This window comes from Cetobacterium sp. (assembly GCF_048470075.1).
Classification (GTDB): domain Bacteria; phylum Fusobacteriota; class Fusobacteriia; order Fusobacteriales; family Fusobacteriaceae; genus Cetobacterium_A.
On sequence record NZ_DBGBQB010000022.1, the window covers coordinates 1 to 18,905 of the forward strand.

Here is an 18,905-nt window from a genome sequence, read left to right on the forward strand (position 1 = left end):
GTATATGGCAAAGGAGATAATGTTAGAGATTGGCTGTATGTAACGGATCACTGTAAAGGAATAGATATGGTGATATCTAATGCTAAACCACATGAAATCTATAATATTGGTGGATTTAATGAGGAGCAAAATATCAATATAATAAAACTAACAATAGATACAATAGCTAGAATTATGAAAGAGGAACCAGAGTACCAAAGAGTTTTAACTACAGATTTAACTAGTATAAACTATGATTTAATAACTTATGTACAAGATAGATTAGGACATGATGCGAGATATGCTATTGATCCAACTAAGATAGTAACAGAACTAGGTTGGTATCCTGAAACACCATTTACAAAGGGAATAGAAAAAACTATTAGATGGTATTTAAACAATCAAGAGTGGGTAGAGGAAGTAACCTCTGGAGATTACCAAAAATACTATGAAGTTATGTATAATAATAGATAGAAAAACCAGACTAAAAATTTAGTCTGGTTTTTTAGTTTTTAATCTTTTAGGGAAGCTGGATCAATAGTATCCTTATACTTTTTAGCAAAGAAAAGCCCAAGTAGTAAACTTGCAAATACATCACTTGTCCAGTGGAAAGATAGGTACACTCTGGACATTGCAACCAGTATAGGAAGAGCTATCCAAAATAGTTTTATATATTTTTTATCAGTCATCATAGCTAAGAAAAAATATCCACAAGCAGCTACCATTGTATGCCCTGATGGGAAAGACATATAGTCTTTATTGTAAGGGATTCTCTTTTGTAAGACATCAGTTAGAAAATAGAATCCTAGGTTATTTCCCTCAACATATGGACGACTTCTCATAAAGATAATCTTTAAGACAGTTGATATTAAAGACCCAAACATCATTATAACAATGGCACTTAAAATTAAAGTTTCCAATTTTTTATTGTTTTTATGTCTCACATAGAAAAAGGCAGGTAGCGCAGCTAGAGCTATATAATCTGGTTCACCTAAATGTGATACTGTTTGAAAAAATACAGTTAGGTTCTGATTTACTAGAGGATAATTAGCTGGTAACCCTTGGGGGTATCTACTGGATACCATAAAGGCCATTTTTTGATCCAAGAAGTTTATTACAAAAAGTAAAAGTATAATAAAAACAACATACAATATATATTGCACTCTTTGTACTCTTAGGTTTAATTTAATAAGGTCTCTTCTCTTAATTAAAATGTAACCAATTAAATAGATTAAAAATATCGTCCCTATACCTACCATCGCTCGCTACCTCCTAAAAAATTTAATAAGTGTAATAAGAGCCAGTTAATTCTGGCTCTCTTTTAATTATCTATTCCAGTCAGCTAAAAACTTAGCAATTCCCGCATCAGTAAGAGGATGCTCTAACATTTTACAAAGCACAGAGTATGGAATAGTTCCAATGTGTGCCCCAGCCTTAGCAGCTTCCTTAGCATGATAAGGGTTTCTTATACTAGCAGCTATAATCTCACTCTCAATATTATGAGCTTTGAAAATCTCAGATATCTCCTTTATCAACTCAATACCATTTACTCCAGTATCATCAAGTCTTCCAAGGAAAGGGCTAACATAAGTAGCTCCAGCTCTTGCAGCTAAAAGAGCTTGATTGGCAGAGAAGATAAGTGTTACATTTGTTTTAATACCTCTATTTACAAGGTGTCTACACGCTTCTAAACCATCCTTTGTAATAGGAAGCTTAATAACTATATTGCTGTGAATTTTTGTAAGCTCCATAGCCTCAGCTATCATCTCATCAGCTTTTAAAGAGATAACTTCAGCACTGATAGGTCCATCTACAATATCACAAATCTCAGCTACAACCTCCTTAAAATCTCTACCCTCTCTAGCAATTAGTGATGGGTTTGTAGTAACTCCTGAGATATACCCCATTTTTGCAGCCTCTCTAATCTCTTCAACGTTGGCAGTGTCAATAAAAATCTTCATAGTGTTCCTCCCTAAGCAAGTTCACTTGCTTTTTCTATAATTTTTTTAGCTGTTAAACCATACTCATTTTGTAGGAAGTCTTGAGTTCCAACCTGTCCGAATCTATCTTCCACGCCCACTCTTTTCATAGGGACAGGACAGTTTTCTACAAGAACCTCTGCAATGGCACTTCCAAGACCACCTAAAACATTGTGGTTTTCAGCTGTTATAATCTTTCCAGTTTTTTTAGCATATTCAATAATAAGATCTTTATCCAATGGTTTAATGGTAAACATATCAATAACAGCAACAGAGAGTCCAGTTTTTTCCATCTCTTCAGCGGCCTTTAAAGCTTCAGCAACCATTATTCCACTACTAATAATCGTTAAGTCTTTACCATCTTTTAAGACTTTTCCTTTTCCAATTTCAAATTTTTCATTCTCATCATATATCTTATAAGCATTTTTTCTAATAGTTGTAATATAGTGGATTCCATATATATCTTTTATCTCACGTAAAAGGTATTTTAACATAGTTGAATCAGTGGCAGTGATAACTGTTGCACCAGGTATCTCTCTCATAAGAGCTATATCTTCAAATGATGTATGTGTTCCACCATTGTGCTGAGATGTAATACCAGTGTCAGATCCTAAAATCTTAATATTAGTTTTTGCATAAGCTCCAGATAGGAATATCTGGTCATAACATCTTCTGGTAGCAAATGGACTAAAAGTATGAATAAAAGGGATCTTTCCAAGAAGAGATAGCCCACTTGCAACTCCTACCATATTCGCTTCCATAATTCCACAGTTTACAAAGTTATCGGGATAATCTACACCAATAGATGTTGTTGTGATAGCTTCAGAAAGATCAGCTTCTAAAACATATACGTTTTTATCTTTACTAATAAGCTCCTTCAGTGTTTCACTATATGCTCTTCTCATCTCTGTAGTTTCTAATATAAGATTACTCATTGTCATCCTCCTTATCACCCTTTTCAAAGTTTTGAATCTCCCAAAGAAGAACTCCCTTCATCTCATCATTAAATCTAACGTGGTGATTTGCTTTTAAATCCTCAAAATACTTAACACCTTGACCTTTTACAGTATCTAAGACAATAGCTTTAGGCTTTCCAAAGTTATCGCTTTTTAAGGCTGCATTTATCTCACCAACAGAGTCACCTTTAACCTGCATAGAGTGGAAACCAAAACTTCTAAGCTTCTCTAGAATACTAAAAGTTTCACAGATTTCCTTTGTTGTTCCATCTAATTGTTTTTTATTGTTATCTACAAAAAGTGTGAAGTTAGTCAGTTTAAAGTGAGCAGCAAATTGGATAGCTTCCCAACACTGCCCCTCATTTAACTCTCCATCTCCAACAATACAGTAAACCTGTCTATCACTACCATCTCTTTTAAGTCCAAGAGCTATTCCAGTGGCAGCAGAGATACCCTGCCCCAAAGAACCAGTTGTCATATCAACTCCTGGAGTTAGATTTCTATCTGGATGACTGGGTAGAGTAGTTCCATTGTCATTTAGTGTAGAGAGTGTTTCCATAGGGAAAAACCCTTTTAAAGCCAGTGTTGAATACAGGCTAGGACCAGCATGTCCCTTTGAAAGAACAAAGAAATCTCTATCTAAGCTATTTGGATCTTGGGGATTGATTTTCATATTTGAATATAGAACTGCCAGAGTTTCTACTATGGACATAGCTCCACCAATATGTCCAAAACCTCTATTTAAAAGCATCTTTAATGTCTCTTTTCGAATATCTTTAGCAAACTTTTCCATCTGGATAATATCGCTCATAAAAACCTCCTACTTAAATATCTTGTAAAAACTTATGGATACCTATTAAGGTATCCATAATATAGTTCTATAAATTTTAGAAATAACCTACAATATATCCTAAAATAATTCCTACAACTCCAAAGTCTGCATCAGAGAATGTTGTATTGGCAAATCCTAAACTTCCTAAAATTGGAAGTAGTGCCACAGGTAGGAATGTTATTAAAAGACCATGAATAAAAGCTCCAATAGTTGCTCCTTTTCTACCACCAGTTGCATTTCCGAAAACCCCTGCAGTAGCTCCACAGAAGAAGTGTGGTACAACACCAGGTAGAATTAGAGTCATTCTAAGTTGTCCTAGAATTAAAAGTCCAATGATACCACCAGCAAAACTGCTTAAGAATCCAATTAAAACAGCATTAGGTGCATATGGGAAAACAATTGGACAATCCAGTGCTGGTTTAGCATTAGGTACTAACTTTTGAGAGATACCAGTGAAAGCTGGAACGATCTCTGCAAGAAGAAGTCTAACACCTTGAAGGATAACGTATACCCCAGCAGCAAAAGTGATAGCTTGAACAATAGCAAATACGATATAGTTTTGTCCACCACTTAGATTTTTTTCAACATATTCAGGACCAGCAGCAACAGCAACTATAATATATAAAATACTCATAGTTAAAGAGATTGAGATTGAACTATCTCTTAAGAAACTTAAGTTCTTAGGAAGAGCCATCTCCTCAGTAGATTTAGAGTTCTTTCCAACAAGAGATCCAACCCAAGCTGATAAAACATATCCAACTGTACCAAAGTGACCAAAGGCTACATCATCAGAACCAACGATTTTTCTCATAGTTGGTTGTGCAATAGCTGGGAAGAAAGCCATAATAAATCCAAGTACCAATGCTCCTACCCCAATTAATGTAGTTCCACTCAGTCCACCAACTGCTAGAATAACTGCAATCATACAAGCCATATAGAAAGTGTGATGACCAGTTAAGAATATATATTTTAAAGGTGTAAACTTAGCGATTAAGATATTTGCTAACATACCAAAAGCCATAATAAGTGCTGTTGCAGTACCATACTCTTTTAAGGCCATCCCTACTATAGCCTCATTGTTAGGTACGATACCTTGAACGTTAAAACCAACTTCAAATAGCTCACCAAATGGAACTAAAGCACCAACTAAGATACCAGCTCCACCACCGATAATAATAAATCCTAAGATTGTTTTAATAGTTCCCTTAATCGTATCTGAAGCATTTTTTTTCTGTAACAGTAAACCGATTAATGAGATTAAACCAACTAAAATAGCTGGAACTTTTAAAATGTCCAAAATAACATTTAACATCTCTACCCACTCCCTTTTCCTTTTATAAAACCCCTTTAGCTTTTAAAACCTCTTCAAGCTTCTCTTTAAGTTCTGCAAGGTTGATAATACTGTTAAGTGAAATAACATTTTTAAGTGATGTACTATTAGCTAAATCTGATGACATAATAAAGATGTCAGCCGATCCCTCAGTAGCTGATGCTAAGTCTGTATGTTCTACCTCTGCATCAACACCAAGTTGAGTTAAAACCTTTTTAATATTCATCTCTAACATAAAACTACTTCCTAAACCTGATCCACAAACTGCTAATATTTTCATAAAAAAACCTCCTATATTATCTCTAAAATCTCTTGATTTGTTTTTGCCAATTTAATTTTTTTAATCTTTTCATCATCATTTAAAAGCTCAACTAAATTTGTTAAAGCATCTATATGGGATTCATTGTCTTTAGCTGCTAAGGTTATTACAATTTGAATATCGTTATTTCCAAATTTTACAGGCTTATCCAGCTTTAACATGGCCATTCCCATTTTTAAAACACCATCCTCTGGGCGAGAGTGGGGCATTGCCACATCTTCAGAAAGGACAATGTAAAATCCAAGTTCATTGACTTTAGATATCATGGTATCAATGTATCTAGGTTCAATATATCCCTTTTCTAGAAGAGGGCTGGAAGCTATCTTTATGGCTTCCTCCCAACTATCAACTTGAGGTAGGATTTGAATGTTACTTTTTAAAAGTTCTTTTATCATCTCAATATCCTCCAGTTATCTTTATGCTCTAATTATATTTCAAGAAAAAATAAAAATAAACTCTCTATTTTATTCAAAATTTTTTTACAAAATTACTTATGTTAAACCCTTTTTCATTGGCAATTTCTACAAGTTGAACAAAGGGATCAAGATGTTCTTTGTTATCTTTTGATGCAAAAGCCACAACAGTTTTTACCAATCTGTCATTTGGAAAAAGCACAGGTTCTTTCAGTGTTATTAGGGAAAAAGCGGTTTTAAAGACATCATTTTCATTTCTGGCATGGGGGAAAGCCATATTGGGAGCTAGAATAATATACCCACCATATTTCTCTATAATCTCAATCATATTTTCAGTATATTTTTTTGTGACATATCCATTTTTTTCTAAAATCTCTCCGGCTAATTGCACAGCTTCCTGCCAACTACTAGCTAAAACATCCTCTTTTATATGTTTTTTTTCTAACAAGTCAAAAATTGTAAGTTTTTTTGGAGAAATATCGTCCACCAAAGTTGAATCAAGTAACTCTTTTAGTTGAGTTAGAAGATTATCTTTGTTCTCAATTGTGGTGTTTTTTTCAATGACCTCTAAAACCTGAGAAAAAAGAACCTTTTTACTACGTCTTGGGACATTAAAGCTCTCTAAAGTTTCCATATCCTCATTGGAAAGAAGGGGATTAACTTTAATTATAGGTTGAGTTATACCCACATTTTCTAAATCTAAAGTGGTAATTATATAGTCCACAGGATTTTTCTCTAAAGATTTTGTTAAAAGATGACTTGGAATAATATCCACAATATCCAGTGAATAGAACTCTTTAATCTGTTGAGCCAGAAGTTTTGAAGTTCCATAACCTAACCCACATACAAGAAGCACCTTTTTTTTATTTTTACTCTTAACTCTATTTCTGTCTATGGCAGCTTTAAAGTGTATTGTTATAAAGGCTATCTCATCCTTTGTAAACTTCTTATCTATAAAATCTTCAAGATCCTCTAGTACCTCAGAGGTGATGTCAAAAAGTTGTGGATAACTCTCTAAAACCTCCTGATATATTGAGTTTTCAAGTTCAATTCCATTTTGGATTCTGTATATAGTGGGTTTAATATGGTTTAATAATCCATCTATTAAAGTTTCATCTTGAGATATATCCACATCCACTCTCTTATTGTATTCTGTGATTAACTTTTTAACCAGAATCTCCATCTCTACCCAGTTTTCATAATATGAGTAGTTTAAGTTATATGTATGACTTCCTAAAAAGTAATCTGTAATTTTTAGATATTCAATCTTAGAAAGCTCAATATCATAGTGTGCCTCTAAAAGTGTGCTTCCCTTTTTAACAGCCTCATATTCCTTTGTATTTTCTAAGAAGTTTTCATTTTTAATTCTATCTATATGATGACCAGCTTTAACCATAAGAATAGCTATTTTTAGGTAGTTTTTAATAATCTGATAAGCTTCATCAGAGATTATTCTATCCATAATTTTTTGACAGTAGTTTAAAAATAGTTTAATTCCCTCCTCATTTACAGATAGATACTCCTTTAATATATTTTTAAAAAAGATATTTTTTCTATTCTTAACAGTTGTTAAAAATTTTAAAAGACACTGTCTGATATCCTCCTCTTTTCCAACTAATTCAAGCCCCTTTTTATGGCATATCTCCAATGAAAGATGATACTTATCAAGTGTTTCTTTAAGCTCTTTAAGATGGAGTTTAATGGTACTTCTACTGATATCTAGTTCCTCAGAGAGTTGAACCTGATTTATAACTCTTTTAAAGAGAATAAGCATCAGAATATATAGTTCTCTCTCTTCAGAGGAGAATGTGGTCTTATCGTAGTTAGCCTTTAAAAACTCTTCAAGAGCTTTAAAGTTAGATATTTTAATAACACCCTTTGATACCTCTATTGAATCAATGGAGTTTTCTGAAAGTAGTTCACAGATCTTTTCCAACTCATAACGTATAGTCCTTTCACTGACCTCTAACTCTTCAGAAAGCTCTTTTAAACCTCTCTCTTTTTTATGTAGTATTAGATTTTGTAAAATTAAAGTTGAACGACTATTTAACATAAATAACTCCTTTAGTATTTTTTTAATTTGATTATAACATGTAAAACCTAATGTTAAAATGGTTAATTATGTTTTCTAAAATATAAAAACGGTATGACTAGTATACATTTGTTTAAAATATTGGTATAATACTTAGAAAAGAATAAATAGGAGAGAAAAGGATGCGATTACAAGGGGCAAGTAAAAATTCAAATGAGAACACAAGACAATACATATATAGGGTATTGAAAGAGAATATTATGAATCTAAATTTAAAACCAGGGGAATCAATAGGGGAGATAGAGTTAAGTAAGTTATTAAATGTGAGTAGAACTCCACTGAGAGAAGCTATTGTTCAATTAGTTGAGGAGAAGTTACTTCAAGTTTTTCCACAGAGAGGTTCTTTCGTATCTAAGATAGACTATAATCTAGTTGAGGAAGCTATATTTGTTAGAGAGACTTGTGAGGAGAGAATCTTAAAGATGGCTTGTCAAGATAGGGATACAGATGAGTTAGTAATGAAGTTGGAAAAGAATATAGAGTACCAAAAGATAATATTAAATTTTGATGGAGACCTACATGAGTTTTTCACTTTAGACAATGAGTTTCATTATATTCTATTTGAACACTACAATAAAAAAAATAGCTGGAAAGCTATAAAAAGATTATCCACTCACTATGATAGATTGAGACTTTTAGATGCTTTGGAAAAAACAAATATTGAAGCCACTTTAAATCAGCATATCAGAATAGTGGAACTGATAAAAAATAGGGATGAAAAAAATATAGATACACTGATAGAGAAACATCTTTTAAACTATAGAGATGTGATCAAAAAATATGAGGCAAAATATCCAGAATATTTTTGTACTAAGTAAAAAATAAAATTAGCACTTGAAATGCAGTTTAAACACTGTGTTTTAGGTGCTTTTTATTTGGAAACAAACACTATAGTCTAAAAACAGTACGAAAAAAATTATTGACAAAATCTATAAGATTAGATATCATACTTGCATACAACTAATACAAAGAGATTTTGAAAGGAGTTTCTATGAGAAAATTTATGGATTCAGATTTTTTATTAAAAAATGTTATAAGTAAAAAATTATATGAATACGCAGAAAAGATGCCTATATTTGACTATCACTGTCACCTTAATCCAAAGGAGATAGCTGAGAATAAGAGCTATGAAAACATAACACAGATTTGGCTTTATGGTGATCACTACAAATGGAGAGCTATGAGATCAAATGGGATAGATGAAAAATATATAACTGGAGATGCAACTGACTATGAGAAGTTCTTAGCTTTTGCAGAAACTATGGAATACGCTTATGGAAACCCACTTTTTCACTGGTCTCATCTAGAGTTAAAGAGATTCTTTGGAATAGAGGAGATACTTACTAGAAAAACAGCTGAAAGTATTTGGAATAGAGCTAATGAGCTTTTAAAAACGAGTGAGTTTACAGCTAAGAGACTTATTGAGAGATCAAATGTAAAAGCTCTTTGTACAACAGATGACCCTGCTGATACTTTGGAATTTCATCAGGAGGTTTTAAAGGATAAAAACTTTAAAGTAAAAGTTCTTCCAACTTTTAGACCAGATAAGGCTATATACTTGGAAAAAGAGGATTATTTAATCTGGTTAGAGAGACTGGAGACAGTTTCAAATGAAAAGATAGACTCTTTTGAAAAACTTATTGAGGTTTTAGACAAAAGAGTTAAGTTCTTTGTGGAAAATGGTTGTGTTGTAACTGACCATAGTTTAGAGACCCCTTTTTATAGAAGAGATACTGAGAACAGAATAGAGACAATCTTTTCTAAGAGATTAGAAGGAGAGAGCTTAACAAAAGAGGAAGCCGATATCTATAAGACTGAGATATTTTTAGCTCTTGGAAAAATATATTATAAAAACAATCTAGGAATGCAGATACATATGGGTGCTCTTAGAAATAACAATGAAAGAATGTTTAAAAAATTGGGTGCAGATGTTGGTTTTGACTCAATAGCAGACAATAACTATGGTGAAGTTTTATCAAAACTCTTAAACAGCTTGGATATAGATGGACAGCTTCCAAAGACAATTCTTTACTGTTTAAATCCAAAAGACAATGAGGTTCTTGGAACGATGATTGGAAACTTCCAAAATAGTGACACTCCAGGAAAGATTCAGTTTGGATCTGGATGGTGGTTTAATGATCAAAAAGATGGAATGATTCGTCAAATGACAGCTCTATCTCAACTGGGACTTTTAAGAAGATTTGTAGGTATGCTTACAGACTCTAGAAGTTTCCTATCATACACAAGACATGAGTACTTCAGAAGAATACTTTGTAACCTTATTGGAACTTGGGTAGAGGATGGAGAGGTTCCCTATGATGAGGATATTTTAAAAGCGATGATTGAAGAGATTTGCTTCATCAATGCAAAGAACTACTTTAAGTTAGAAATTTAATTAATATAGATATTTTAAGGAGGAGAAAGTGAAATTATCATTTAGATGGTATGGAGAATCTGATCCAGTAAAACTGGAATATATAAAGCAGATTCCAACGATGGATAGTATTGTAACAGCTATATATGATGTTCCAGTTGGAGAGGTTTGGCCAATGGATAAGATATTAGCTTTAAAGGAGACAGTTGAAAAAGCTGGATTAAAATTTGATGTTATAGAGAGTGTACCAGTACATGAGGATATAAAGTTAGGTATTGGGAAAAGAGATGAGTATATAGCAAACTATAAGCAAAATATAAAGAACTTAGGAGCTGCTGGAGTTAAAGTTATATGTTATAACTTTATGCCTGTATTTGACTGGACTAGATCACAGTTAGATAAAGAGTTAGAGGATGGTTCAACAGCACTTGTTTACTATAAGGATCAAGTTGATGCACTGGATCCATTAAACAGTAATCTATCACTACCAGGATGGGATTCAAGTTATACAAAAGAGCAGTTGGCAGAGCTATTTGCAGGATATAAAAACATAGGGCAAGAGGGGCTTTGGGCTAATTTAGAGTATTTCCTAAAAGAGATTATCCCTGTGGCTGAAGAGGCTGATGTAAAAATGGCTATTCATCCAGATGATCCACCTTGGCCAATCTTTGGACTTCCAAGAATCATAACATGTGAGGAAAATGTGGATAGATTCTTAGGATTAGTTGATAATAAATACAATGGATTAACTCTTTGTACAGGCTCATTGGGATGTGCTAACTTCAACAATATGGAGAGATTAGTAGATAAATACAGTGCAATGGGAAGAATTCATTTTATGCATGTAAGAAATGTAAAACTTCTTGAAGATGGAGTGAGTTTTGAAGAGTCAGCTCACTACTCAGGGTGCGGTTCATTAGATATAGTTAAGATTATGGCAGCACTTCACAAGAATAACTTTGATGGATATTTAAGACCAGATCATGGAAGAATGATTTGGGGAGAAACAGGGAAACCAGGGTATGGGTTATATGATAGAGCTTTAGGAGCAAGTTATATAACAGGAATCTGGGAAACTCTTTCTAAGTTAAAGTAATAGTTATTAACAAAAGGAGATAGCAAGATGAGATTAAACTTAAAGGATATAAAAAACATAGATGGTTCATTAGGGGTAATAGTACCAAAATATGATATTGAAAAAGTAAAAGAGGAAACTTTAAAAACACCAAAGTGGTTACACTTTGGTGCTGGAAATATCTTTAGAGCATACATGGGGAAAGTACAACAAGTTTTAATTGAAAAGAATCTAGAGAATACAGGGATTATTGTGGCAGAGAGCTTTGACACAGAGATTATAGACAAGGCTTACACACCATTTGATAACTTAACTATCTTAACGACATTAAATAAAAATGGAGATTTCAAAAATGAGATAATCGGTAGTATTGTTGAATCAATAAAAGCTACAGATGAAAATTTCAAAACTTTAGAGGAGATTGTAAAAAAAGATTCACTTCAGATGATTAGTTTTACAATAACTGAAAAGGGTTATAACTTGAAAGATCCTTCTGGAAACTACTTTGCAGTTATAGAGGAGGATTTTAAAAATGGATTCACTTCTCCAAAACATGTGATGGCTTTAATTACAAAATTACTTTACTCAAGATTTAAAACTAATGGAACACCAATAAGTTTAGTAAGCATGGATAACTGTTCTGGAAATGGGGATAAAATAAAGGCAGCTGTTTTAGAGATAGCTATAGCTTGGAATAAAAATGGATATGTTGAAGATGAGTTCTTAACATACTTAAAGGATGAATCAAAAGTATCTTACCCTGTGACTATGATAGATAAAATCACACCAAGACCAGCTGAAGAGGTAAAAATCTCTTTGGAGAAGTTAGGGTTTGAAAATATGTCACCAGTTATTACAAATAGAAATAGCTTTGTAGCTCCTTTTGTTAATGCTGAAATACCAGAATACTTTATAGTTGAGGATAAATTTCCAAATGGAAGACCCAACTTAGAGGCAGCAGGGGTATTTTTAACAGATAGAGAGACTGTTGAAAAAACAGAGAAGATGAAAGTAACTACATGTTTAAATCCACTACATACAACACTTGCAATATTTGGATGTATCTTAAACAAGAAATCAATTTATGATGCTGCAAGTGATGAGGACTTAAACAGATTAATAAAAGAGGTTGGTTATAATGAGGCTTTAAAAGTTGTTGAAAGTCCAAAAATAATTGACCCAAAGGCCTTTATAGATGAGGTTATAGATGAGAGATTCTTAAATCCATATATTCCAGATCAACCAGAAAGAATAGCTACTGATACATCTCAAAAGATAGCTATCAGATTTGGAGAGACTATAAAGTCATATGTGGCTGATGAAAATTTAGATGTTAAATCACTAAAATATATTCCACTGGTTTTAGCTGGGTGGTTTAGATATCTTCTAGGGGTAGATGATAAAGGATTGGAAAGATCAATAAGTAGTGACCCAATGTTAGAGATGCTTAAAGGAGAGCTAGCAGGTATTGAGTTTGGGAAACCTGAGAGCTATAAAGGGCAACTGAGAACTGTTCTTACAAATGAAAGAATATTTGGAGTTAACTTAGAGGAAGTGGGACTTTCTAATTTAATAGAAAATTATTTTGTGGAAATGCTATCTGGGGAGGATGCAGTTAGAAATACTTTACATAAATATTTAGAAATAAAATAAAAAGACAGAATTTATGGGGAGCAAAAGGTTATGAAAAAAATAATTTTTTTAATTATCACACTTTTTACAATCTTAGGTTGTAGTAAAAAGGAGAATAGTGGGAATTTAAATTTAAAATTAGCTCATGGTTTAAGTGAAACACATCCAGTACATAAGGGGATGTTAAAGTTTATTGAGTTAGTGGAAACAAAAACAGATGGAGAGGTAAAGATTCAAATATTTCCAAATGGACAATTAGGTCAAGAGAGGGAGTTAATTGAGTTGATGCAAGCTGGTGCTATTGATATGACAAAAGCTAGTGCCTCTCCAATAGAGGGGTTTGTTAAAGAGTATGCAATTTTTTCTATGCCATACCTATTTAATAGTTATGATCACTTTTTAAAAGTGTTAAAAAGTCCTGTTGGTGATGAGTTTTTAGAGATGACTGAAAAAAGTGGATTCGTGGGATTAGGTTATTTTACAGCGGGAACTAGAAACTTTTATGGTTCAAAACCAATTGAATCACCAGATGATTTAAAGGGATTAAAAATAAGAGTTCAGCCCAGTAATACAGCTATAAAAATGGTTGAATACTTAGGTGGAACGGCAACACCACTGTCTTATGGGGAGCTGTATACGGCACTGCAACAAAAAGTTGTAGATGGAGCTGAAAATAATATTTCAGCTATAACAACAGATAGACATGGAGAGGTATCAAAGTTTTATTCATATGATGAACATACAATTGTACCAGATGTTTTCTTTATTAGTAATTCTACTTGGAAAAAGCTAAATGATGAGCAAAAGAGAATCTTTAAAGAGTCAGCAGAGGAAGCTTTTGAATATCAGGTAGCCCTATGGGATGAGATGGAAAAAATACAGATAGAGCAGGCCAAAGAGATGAATGTAAAGTTTGTACATCCAGATAAAAAACCATTTCAAGAGAAAGTTAAACCTATGTACAGTGAGTTGATGAAAAATGAAACAATGGCAAGATTGATCAACTCTATTCAAAATACAAATTAAAAGGGGAGCTAATAATGGAAAGCATAAGAAATAAGATAAATAAAATAATCATTTTATTTTCCTCGCTAGTTTTAACATTGCTAGTTTTAGCGGTTACTTGGCAGGTTATATCAAGATATGTATTAAATAATCCAAGTACATTCACAGATGAGTTTTCAAGATTCAGTTTAATATGGGTAGGACTATTGGGAGCAACATACTCTTTTGGAGTAAAGGCTCACCTGTCAATAGATCTTCTTTTTAGTAAACTATCAAAAGAGAAAACAGTAAAGTTGCAGATATTGATATCAATAATCATATTGATATTTATACTGTTGGTTCAAGTAATTGGAGGAGGACAACTGTCATTGAATACAATGGGGCAGCTATCGCCATCTTTACAAATCCCTATGGGAGTTGTATATTCAATACTTCCTATTTCAGGAGTAATAAATCTGTTATATATGTTAATAGATATAGTTGAATTAAAAGGTATTTTAAAGGAGGGGGATAGATAATGGCTTTGACAATAAGTGTTTTATTTATAAGTTTTTTTATCCTATTAGCTATAGGAACACCAATATCTATAGGAATTGGGTTAGCTTCTTTTTTAACAATACTTATTAATCTACCTTTTGATGTGGCAGTTATAGCATCAGCTCAAAAGATGATAACTGGAATGGATAGCTTTACACTGCTAGCAATACCATTTTTCATTCTTTCAGGAAGTATAATGAATACTGGTGGAATTGCTATAAAGTTAGTTAATTTTGCTAAACTTATCGGTGGAAGATTACCAGGGTCATTGGCTCAAGTTAATGTTCTAGGAAATATGCTATTTGGATCGATATCTGGATCAGCAGTAGCGGCAGCAGCAGCCATTGGGGGAACATTGGATCCTTTACAGAAAAAAGAGGGATATGATCCAAAATTCTCAGCGGCAGTAAATATAGCTTCATCACCAACAGGGCTACTTATTCCACCTAGTGGATCTCTAATTGTTTTCTCTTTAGTGAGTGGAGGAACATCTATAGGAGCTTTATTCGTAGCAGGTTATATACCTGGAATACTGATGGGACTTAGTGTTATGATAATCGCATATTTTATTGCTAAAAAGAATAACTACCCAGTTGAAGAAAAAGTTTCATTTGGAGAAGCGACAAAAGTTGTTTTAGATGCCATTCCAAGTTTATTATTAATAGTTATAGTTATAGGTGGAATAATAGCAGGAATCTTTACTGCGACAGAGGCTTCTGCAATATCGGTAGTATATACGCTGTTCCTATCAGTTGTAGTCTATAAAAGTTTAACGTTTGAACATATGCAAACAATTTTTAAAGATACAATAAAAATGACTGGAATAATAATGTTTCTAATAGGTGCGTCAAGCATAATGTCTTGGGCAATGGCATTTTCAACAATACCTCAATTTATAACAAATGCAATTTTAGGATTATCAGATAATAAAATTATAATTCTATTATTGATGAATGTTATTCTATTGATAACAGGAACATTTATGGATTTAACACCAGCGATTTTAATATTTACACCAATATTCCTACCAATTGCAACAAAGTTGGGATTGCATCCTGTGCATTTTGGAATAATGTTAGTATCGAACTTATGTATAGGAATTTGTACTCCACCAGTGGGAAGTGTTCTATTTATAGGGTGTGGAATAGCTAAGGTAAAAATTGAAGAGGTGATAAAAGAGTTGATACCATTCTTCATTGGTTTAATTATAACGCTTTTAATGATAACATATATTCCATGGATAAGTTTAGGGCTACCAAAACTATTTAAATTATTATAAAAAGATTGTATAAGGAGGGTGAGGGTAAAGTAAATTTACCCTCATAAGTATATTATGGGAATAAAATTGAACTATCTATTTGAGAAAGTAGACAATGGAGAGAATATAGTAACATTTGCTTCAAAAGAGTTAAATTTAGAGGTAAAAATTTCGATTTTAGAAAAAGACATATTTAAAGTGACGTTTTTAAAAGAGGGGAGATTAAAGCTTGGAAAAACTTGGACTGTAACACCTGGAATGGAGGATTTTCCAATGGAGGGAAGAGATAGATTCGATCACTCTGTATTCCAACTGCCAGAGTTTGAAATTCTAGAAACTCAAGATACAGTGACTATCTCAACAGAGATTTTAAAAGTTATAGTAAATCTTAATGGTATGAAGATGACTTGGTTTGGAAAAGTTGAAAATGAATGGGTAAAGATAGCTCAAGATAGAAAAACTCAAGCTTATAATTTCGGATATTGGGATGAAAATATATATCACTATTTAGAAAGAGACTTAAAAGAGCAATACTTTGGATTTGGAGAAAAAAGTGGAAAAGTAAATAAACACTTTAGAAGAATGAGAATGAAAAATCTAGATCCAATGGGGTATGATGCAGAATATAGTGATCCACTATATAAACATATACCATTTTATATAACTAGAAATCCAGAGACTAAATATTCATTTGGATTATTTTATGATAACTTCTCAACAGTTACTTTTGAAATGGGAACAGAGCTAGATAATTATCATGGGTTATATAGATATTTTGAAGCTAAAGATGGAGATTTAGATTACTATGTTATCGCTGGTCCACAAGTAAAAGATGTAACAGAAAGATTCTCATGGTTAACAGGAAAAACTATTTTTTCACCAAAATGGAGTATAGGATATTCAGGATCAACTATGACCTATACTGATCTACCAGAGTCACAAAAACTCTTAAATAACTTCTTAGAGGATTGTAAAAAACATGTTATTCCATGTGATTCATTCCAGCTATCTTCAGGATATACATCTATTGGAGATAAGAGATATGTATTTAACTGGAATAATGAAAAATTCCCAAATGTAAAGGAGTTTACAGATAACTACCATTTAAATGGTGTTAGGCTTTGTGCTAATATAAAACCAGCATTTTTACATGATCATCCAAAGTTTAATGAGATGAAGGAGAGAGGGTTATTTGTAAAAGAGAGAAATAGTGAAAATCCAGAGTTAGTTCAGTTCTGGGATGACAATGGAGCATATATAGACTTTACAAATAGAGAGGCTATTGATTGGTGGAAAGAAAATGTAAAGGAAAAGTTATTAGAGTTAGGGATTGACTCAACTTGGAATGACAATAATGAATATGAAATTTGGGATTCAAAAGCGAGATGTAATGGATTTGGAGAGGAATTGGATATAGAGTTAATAAGACCTATTCAAACTTTACTTATGATGAAATCATCTTTTGAAGCGCAAAAAGAGTTTGATGGAAATGTAAGACCATACCTTATCTCAAGAGCTGGATGTCCTGGGATGCAAAAGTATGTTCAAACATGGTCTGGAGACAATAGAACAGAGTGGAAAACATTGAGATATAACAACTATATGGCAATAAGTTTAGCTCTTTCAGGAGTATATAATTTAGGGCATGATGTTGGAGGATTTTCAGGTCCAGCACCAACACCAGAGTTATTTGTAAGATGGGTACAAAATGGAATCTTCTATCCAAGATTTACAATACACTCTTGGAATGATGATAAAACAGTTAATGTACCATGGATGTATCCAGAGGTGTTACCTGAGATAAAAAAAGCTATGGATTTTAGAAGAAAAATAACTCCATATATATATAATTTACTTTATAGAGCTCATACAGAGGGGACTCCTGTAATGAAACCAACTTTCTATAACTATGAAAATGATAGAAATACATTTAATGAAAATGATGAGTTTTTATTGGGTGATGATATGTTAGTGGCAACTGTAGTCACTGAGGGAGAGAGAGTGAGAAAGGTATATCTACCTGAAGGTAACTCTTGGTATGACTATAATACTAATAAACTATACAGTGGTGGACAAACTATAGAGGTTGAAGCGGATTTAGCTACATTCCCATTATTTATAAAAGAGGGAGCTATCTTACCTATAAATGCCACTGACAACTATAGTTTTGAAACAAAGGATGAGGATAGAAGAGCCTTTGTTATATATGCAAATGAAATAACTGGGAAATCAGAATTTGTATCTTTTGAAGATGATGGATTAACTCAAAACTATAAGATGGGTAGCTGTGCAAAAATAACAGTTAAAGTGGAAACAAAAGAGGAGTCTATTGAAGTGAGCATTGAGAAAGATGGAGATACGGCATTTATTCAGGATGATTATCAAATTTTTGTAATAGATTCTAAAAATAGAAAAGTAGTGAAAATATAAGCAGAGCCATATTGGCTCTGCTTTTTTAAATCTTTTCATGCTCCTCAACTCTTTTTCCATAGTTTTTAAATCTTTCCATCATGGATGTCATCTCCTCAACTGATAGAGAGACAGGCTCACCCATGGACTTAGCTCTACAGAAAAGTTCAGCACAGAACTCAACATCTAAAGCTATGGAAAAAGCCTCCTTTAGAGTTTTTCCCCCAGTGATTAGACCATGGTTAGCAAGAAGAGCAGCTTTTCTATCCCTCATGGCTTCAAAGGCATTTTTAGCCAGTTTTACAGTTCCATAAGTGGCATACTCAGCACATCTAATATCCACTCCAGCAGTGGCTAAAATATAGTGAATAGGAGGTAAACCTATATTAAGACATGAGATAGTTGTGGAAAACATACTGTGTGTATGTACAACAGCATCTATATCATCCCTATATTTATAGAAAATTCTATGCATATCACACTCACTAGATGGAACTCTATGACCCTCTACAATCTCTCCTGTGGAAACATCTATAATAACAATGTCTTCAGGTTTTATATCAAAATAAGCGATACCACTGGGAGTGATACCCATCAATCCCAACTCTCTATTAAAAATACTTAGATTTCCCCCAGTTCCCTTGGTTAAACCCTCTGTAATCATTTTTTTTCCATAGCTAATAAGTTCTTCTCTCTCTTTTTCTAAAAGCATAGT

18 protein-coding genes are annotated in these 18,905 nt (G+C 32.9%); 9 read left to right on the top strand and 9 right to left on the bottom strand.

Going from position 1 to position 18,905, the window contains the following annotated elements; genetic code table 11:
• Positions 1-453: GDP-mannose 4,6-dehydratase (locus ACMOUI_RS00635; RefSeq protein ID WP_418963812.1), on the top strand; the 453-nt coding region annotated here is incomplete at its 5' end.
• A 38-nt stretch (positions 454-491) separates the two neighbouring features.
• On the opposite strand, the gene ACMOUI_RS00640 is transcribed toward ACMOUI_RS00635, so the two are convergent.
• From ACMOUI_RS00640 to ACMOUI_RS00675, 8 genes are all read right to left on the bottom strand, one after another.
• On the bottom strand, positions 492-1,238 hold the full coding sequence (locus tag ACMOUI_RS00640) for a phosphatase PAP2 family protein (protein WP_418963813.1): 747 nt from the start codon (positions 1,236-1,238) through the stop codon (positions 492-494).
• A 66-nt stretch (positions 1,239-1,304) separates the two neighbouring features.
• Entirely contained in the window at positions 1,305-1,940 is a 636-nt protein-coding gene (gene fsa, locus ACMOUI_RS00645) for a fructose-6-phosphate aldolase (protein ID WP_418963814.1), read from the bottom strand.
• Positions 1,941-1,951: 11 nt separating this feature from the next.
• Entirely contained in the window at positions 1,952-2,893 is a 942-nt protein-coding gene (locus ACMOUI_RS00650; RefSeq protein ID WP_418963815.1) for a transketolase family protein, read from the bottom strand.
• Positions 2,886-3,725, bottom strand: coding sequence for a transketolase (locus tag ACMOUI_RS00655; RefSeq protein ID WP_418963816.1), 840 nt, complete (start codon positions 3,723-3,725; stop codon positions 2,886-2,888). Before ACMOUI_RS00655 ends, ACMOUI_RS00650 begins: the two co-directional genes overlap by 8 nt.
• Positions 3,726-3,801: 76 nt before the next feature.
• Positions 3,802-5,058: a PTS ascorbate transporter subunit IIC gene (locus ACMOUI_RS00660; RefSeq protein ID WP_418963817.1), complete on the bottom strand. Its 1,257-nt coding sequence runs from the start codon at positions 5,056-5,058 to the stop codon at positions 3,802-3,804.
• A 22-nt stretch (positions 5,059-5,080) separates the two neighbouring features.
• Complete coding sequence (locus tag ACMOUI_RS00665) at positions 5,081-5,356, bottom strand: PTS sugar transporter subunit IIB (RefSeq protein WP_418963818.1); 276 nt, start codon at positions 5,354-5,356, stop codon at positions 5,081-5,083.
• An 11-nt stretch (positions 5,357-5,367) separates the two neighbouring features.
• Complete coding sequence (locus ACMOUI_RS00670; protein ID WP_418963819.1) at positions 5,368-5,790, bottom strand: PTS sugar transporter subunit IIA; 423 nt, start codon at positions 5,788-5,790, stop codon at positions 5,368-5,370.
• Between the two features lie 73 nt (positions 5,791-5,863).
• Positions 5,864-7,861, bottom strand: coding sequence for a BglG family transcription antiterminator (locus tag ACMOUI_RS00675; RefSeq protein WP_418963820.1), 1,998 nt, complete (start codon positions 7,859-7,861; stop codon positions 5,864-5,866).
• Positions 7,862-8,022: 161 nt separating this feature from the next.
• Here ACMOUI_RS00675 and ACMOUI_RS00680 point away from each other — a divergent pair, with 161 nt between their 5' ends.
• From ACMOUI_RS00680 to ACMOUI_RS00715, 8 genes are all read left to right on the top strand, one after another.
• Positions 8,023-8,718 (top strand): GntR family transcriptional regulator, encoded by a 696-nt coding sequence (locus ACMOUI_RS00680; protein WP_418963821.1) that lies wholly within the window; start codon positions 8,023-8,025, stop codon positions 8,716-8,718.
• A 173-nt stretch (positions 8,719-8,891) separates the two neighbouring features.
• Entirely contained in the window at positions 8,892-10,295 is a 1,404-nt protein-coding gene (uxaC, locus tag ACMOUI_RS00685; RefSeq protein ID WP_418963822.1) for a glucuronate isomerase, read from the top strand.
• A 28-nt stretch (positions 10,296-10,323) separates the two neighbouring features.
• A complete protein-coding gene (gene uxuA, locus ACMOUI_RS00690; protein ID WP_418963823.1) occupies positions 10,324-11,370 on the top strand; it encodes a mannonate dehydratase in 1,047 nt (348 codons plus the stop codon).
• A gap of 27 nt (positions 11,371-11,397) precedes the next feature.
• Positions 11,398-13,002, top strand: a complete 1,605-nt coding sequence (locus ACMOUI_RS00695) for a mannitol dehydrogenase family protein (RefSeq protein ID WP_418963824.1) — start codon at positions 11,398-11,400, stop codon at positions 13,000-13,002.
• 30 nt (positions 13,003-13,032) lie between these two features.
• Positions 13,033-14,007: a TRAP transporter substrate-binding protein gene (locus ACMOUI_RS00700; RefSeq protein ID WP_418963825.1), complete on the top strand. Its 975-nt coding sequence runs from the start codon at positions 13,033-13,035 to the stop codon at positions 14,005-14,007.
• 14 nt (positions 14,008-14,021) lie between these two features.
• Complete coding sequence (locus ACMOUI_RS00705; protein WP_418963826.1) at positions 14,022-14,504, top strand: TRAP transporter small permease; 483 nt, start codon at positions 14,022-14,024, stop codon at positions 14,502-14,504.
• Complete coding sequence (locus ACMOUI_RS00710; protein ID WP_418963827.1) at positions 14,504-15,802, top strand: TRAP transporter large permease; 1,299 nt, start codon at positions 14,504-14,506, stop codon at positions 15,800-15,802. The genes ACMOUI_RS00705 and ACMOUI_RS00710 overlap by 1 nt, the downstream gene beginning before the upstream one ends.
• A 54-nt stretch (positions 15,803-15,856) precedes the next feature.
• Positions 15,857-18,211, top strand: coding sequence for a TIM-barrel domain-containing protein (locus ACMOUI_RS00715; RefSeq protein ID WP_418963828.1), 2,355 nt, complete (start codon positions 15,857-15,859; stop codon positions 18,209-18,211).
• Between the two features lie 25 nt (positions 18,212-18,236).
• Here the strand turns inward: ACMOUI_RS00715 and ACMOUI_RS00720 are convergent, their stop codons facing one another.
• Positions 18,237-18,902, bottom strand: a complete 666-nt coding sequence (locus ACMOUI_RS00720; protein ID WP_418963829.1) for an L-fuculose-phosphate aldolase — start codon at positions 18,900-18,902, stop codon at positions 18,237-18,239.
• Positions 18,903-18,905 lie beyond the last annotated feature (3 nt).

What these genes read in the sequence shown, in the direction of transcription:
- ACMOUI_RS00720 (WP_418963829.1), bottom strand. Translation starts at nt 18,902, where the DNA reads ATGCTTTTAGAAAAAGAGAGAGAAGAACTTATTAGCTATGGAAAAAAA.
- ACMOUI_RS00670 (WP_418963819.1), bottom strand. Translation starts at nt 5,790, where the DNA reads ATGATAAAAGAACTTTTAAAAAGTAACATTCAAATCCTACCTCAAGTT.
- ACMOUI_RS00715 (WP_418963828.1), top strand. Translation starts at nt 15,857, where the DNA reads ATGGGAATAAAATTGAACTATCTATTTGAGAAAGTAGACAATGGAGAG.
- ACMOUI_RS00675 (WP_418963820.1), bottom strand. Translation starts at nt 7,861, where the DNA reads ATGTTAAATAGTCGTTCAACTTTAATTTTACAAAATCTAATACTACAT.
- ACMOUI_RS00660 (WP_418963817.1), bottom strand. Translation starts at nt 5,058, where the DNA reads ATGTTAAATGTTATTTTGGACATTTTAAAAGTTCCAGCTATTTTAGTT.
- ACMOUI_RS00665 (WP_418963818.1), bottom strand. Translation starts at nt 5,356, where the DNA reads ATGAAAATATTAGCAGTTTGTGGATCAGGTTTAGGAAGTAGTTTTATG.
- ACMOUI_RS00705 (WP_418963826.1), top strand. Translation starts at nt 14,022, where the DNA reads ATGGAAAGCATAAGAAATAAGATAAATAAAATAATCATTTTATTTTCC.
- ACMOUI_RS00680 (WP_418963821.1), top strand. Translation starts at nt 8,023, where the DNA reads ATGCGATTACAAGGGGCAAGTAAAAATTCAAATGAGAACACAAGACAA.
- fsa (WP_418963814.1), bottom strand. Translation starts at nt 1,940, where the DNA reads ATGAAGATTTTTATTGACACTGCCAACGTTGAAGAGATTAGAGAGGCT.
- ACMOUI_RS00650 (WP_418963815.1), bottom strand. Translation starts at nt 2,893, where the DNA reads ATGAGTAATCTTATATTAGAAACTACAGAGATGAGAAGAGCATATAGT.
- ACMOUI_RS00640 (WP_418963813.1), bottom strand. Translation starts at nt 1,238, where the DNA reads ATGGTAGGTATAGGGACGATATTTTTAATCTATTTAATTGGTTACATT.
- uxaC (WP_418963822.1), top strand. Translation starts at nt 8,892, where the DNA reads ATGAGAAAATTTATGGATTCAGATTTTTTATTAAAAAATGTTATAAGT.
- ACMOUI_RS00695 (WP_418963824.1), top strand. Translation starts at nt 11,398, where the DNA reads ATGAGATTAAACTTAAAGGATATAAAAAACATAGATGGTTCATTAGGG.
- ACMOUI_RS00700 (WP_418963825.1), top strand. Translation starts at nt 13,033, where the DNA reads ATGAAAAAAATAATTTTTTTAATTATCACACTTTTTACAATCTTAGGT.
- ACMOUI_RS00710 (WP_418963827.1), top strand. Translation starts at nt 14,504, where the DNA reads ATGGCTTTGACAATAAGTGTTTTATTTATAAGTTTTTTTATCCTATTA.
- ACMOUI_RS00655 (WP_418963816.1), bottom strand. Translation starts at nt 3,725, where the DNA reads ATGAGCGATATTATCCAGATGGAAAAGTTTGCTAAAGATATTCGAAAA.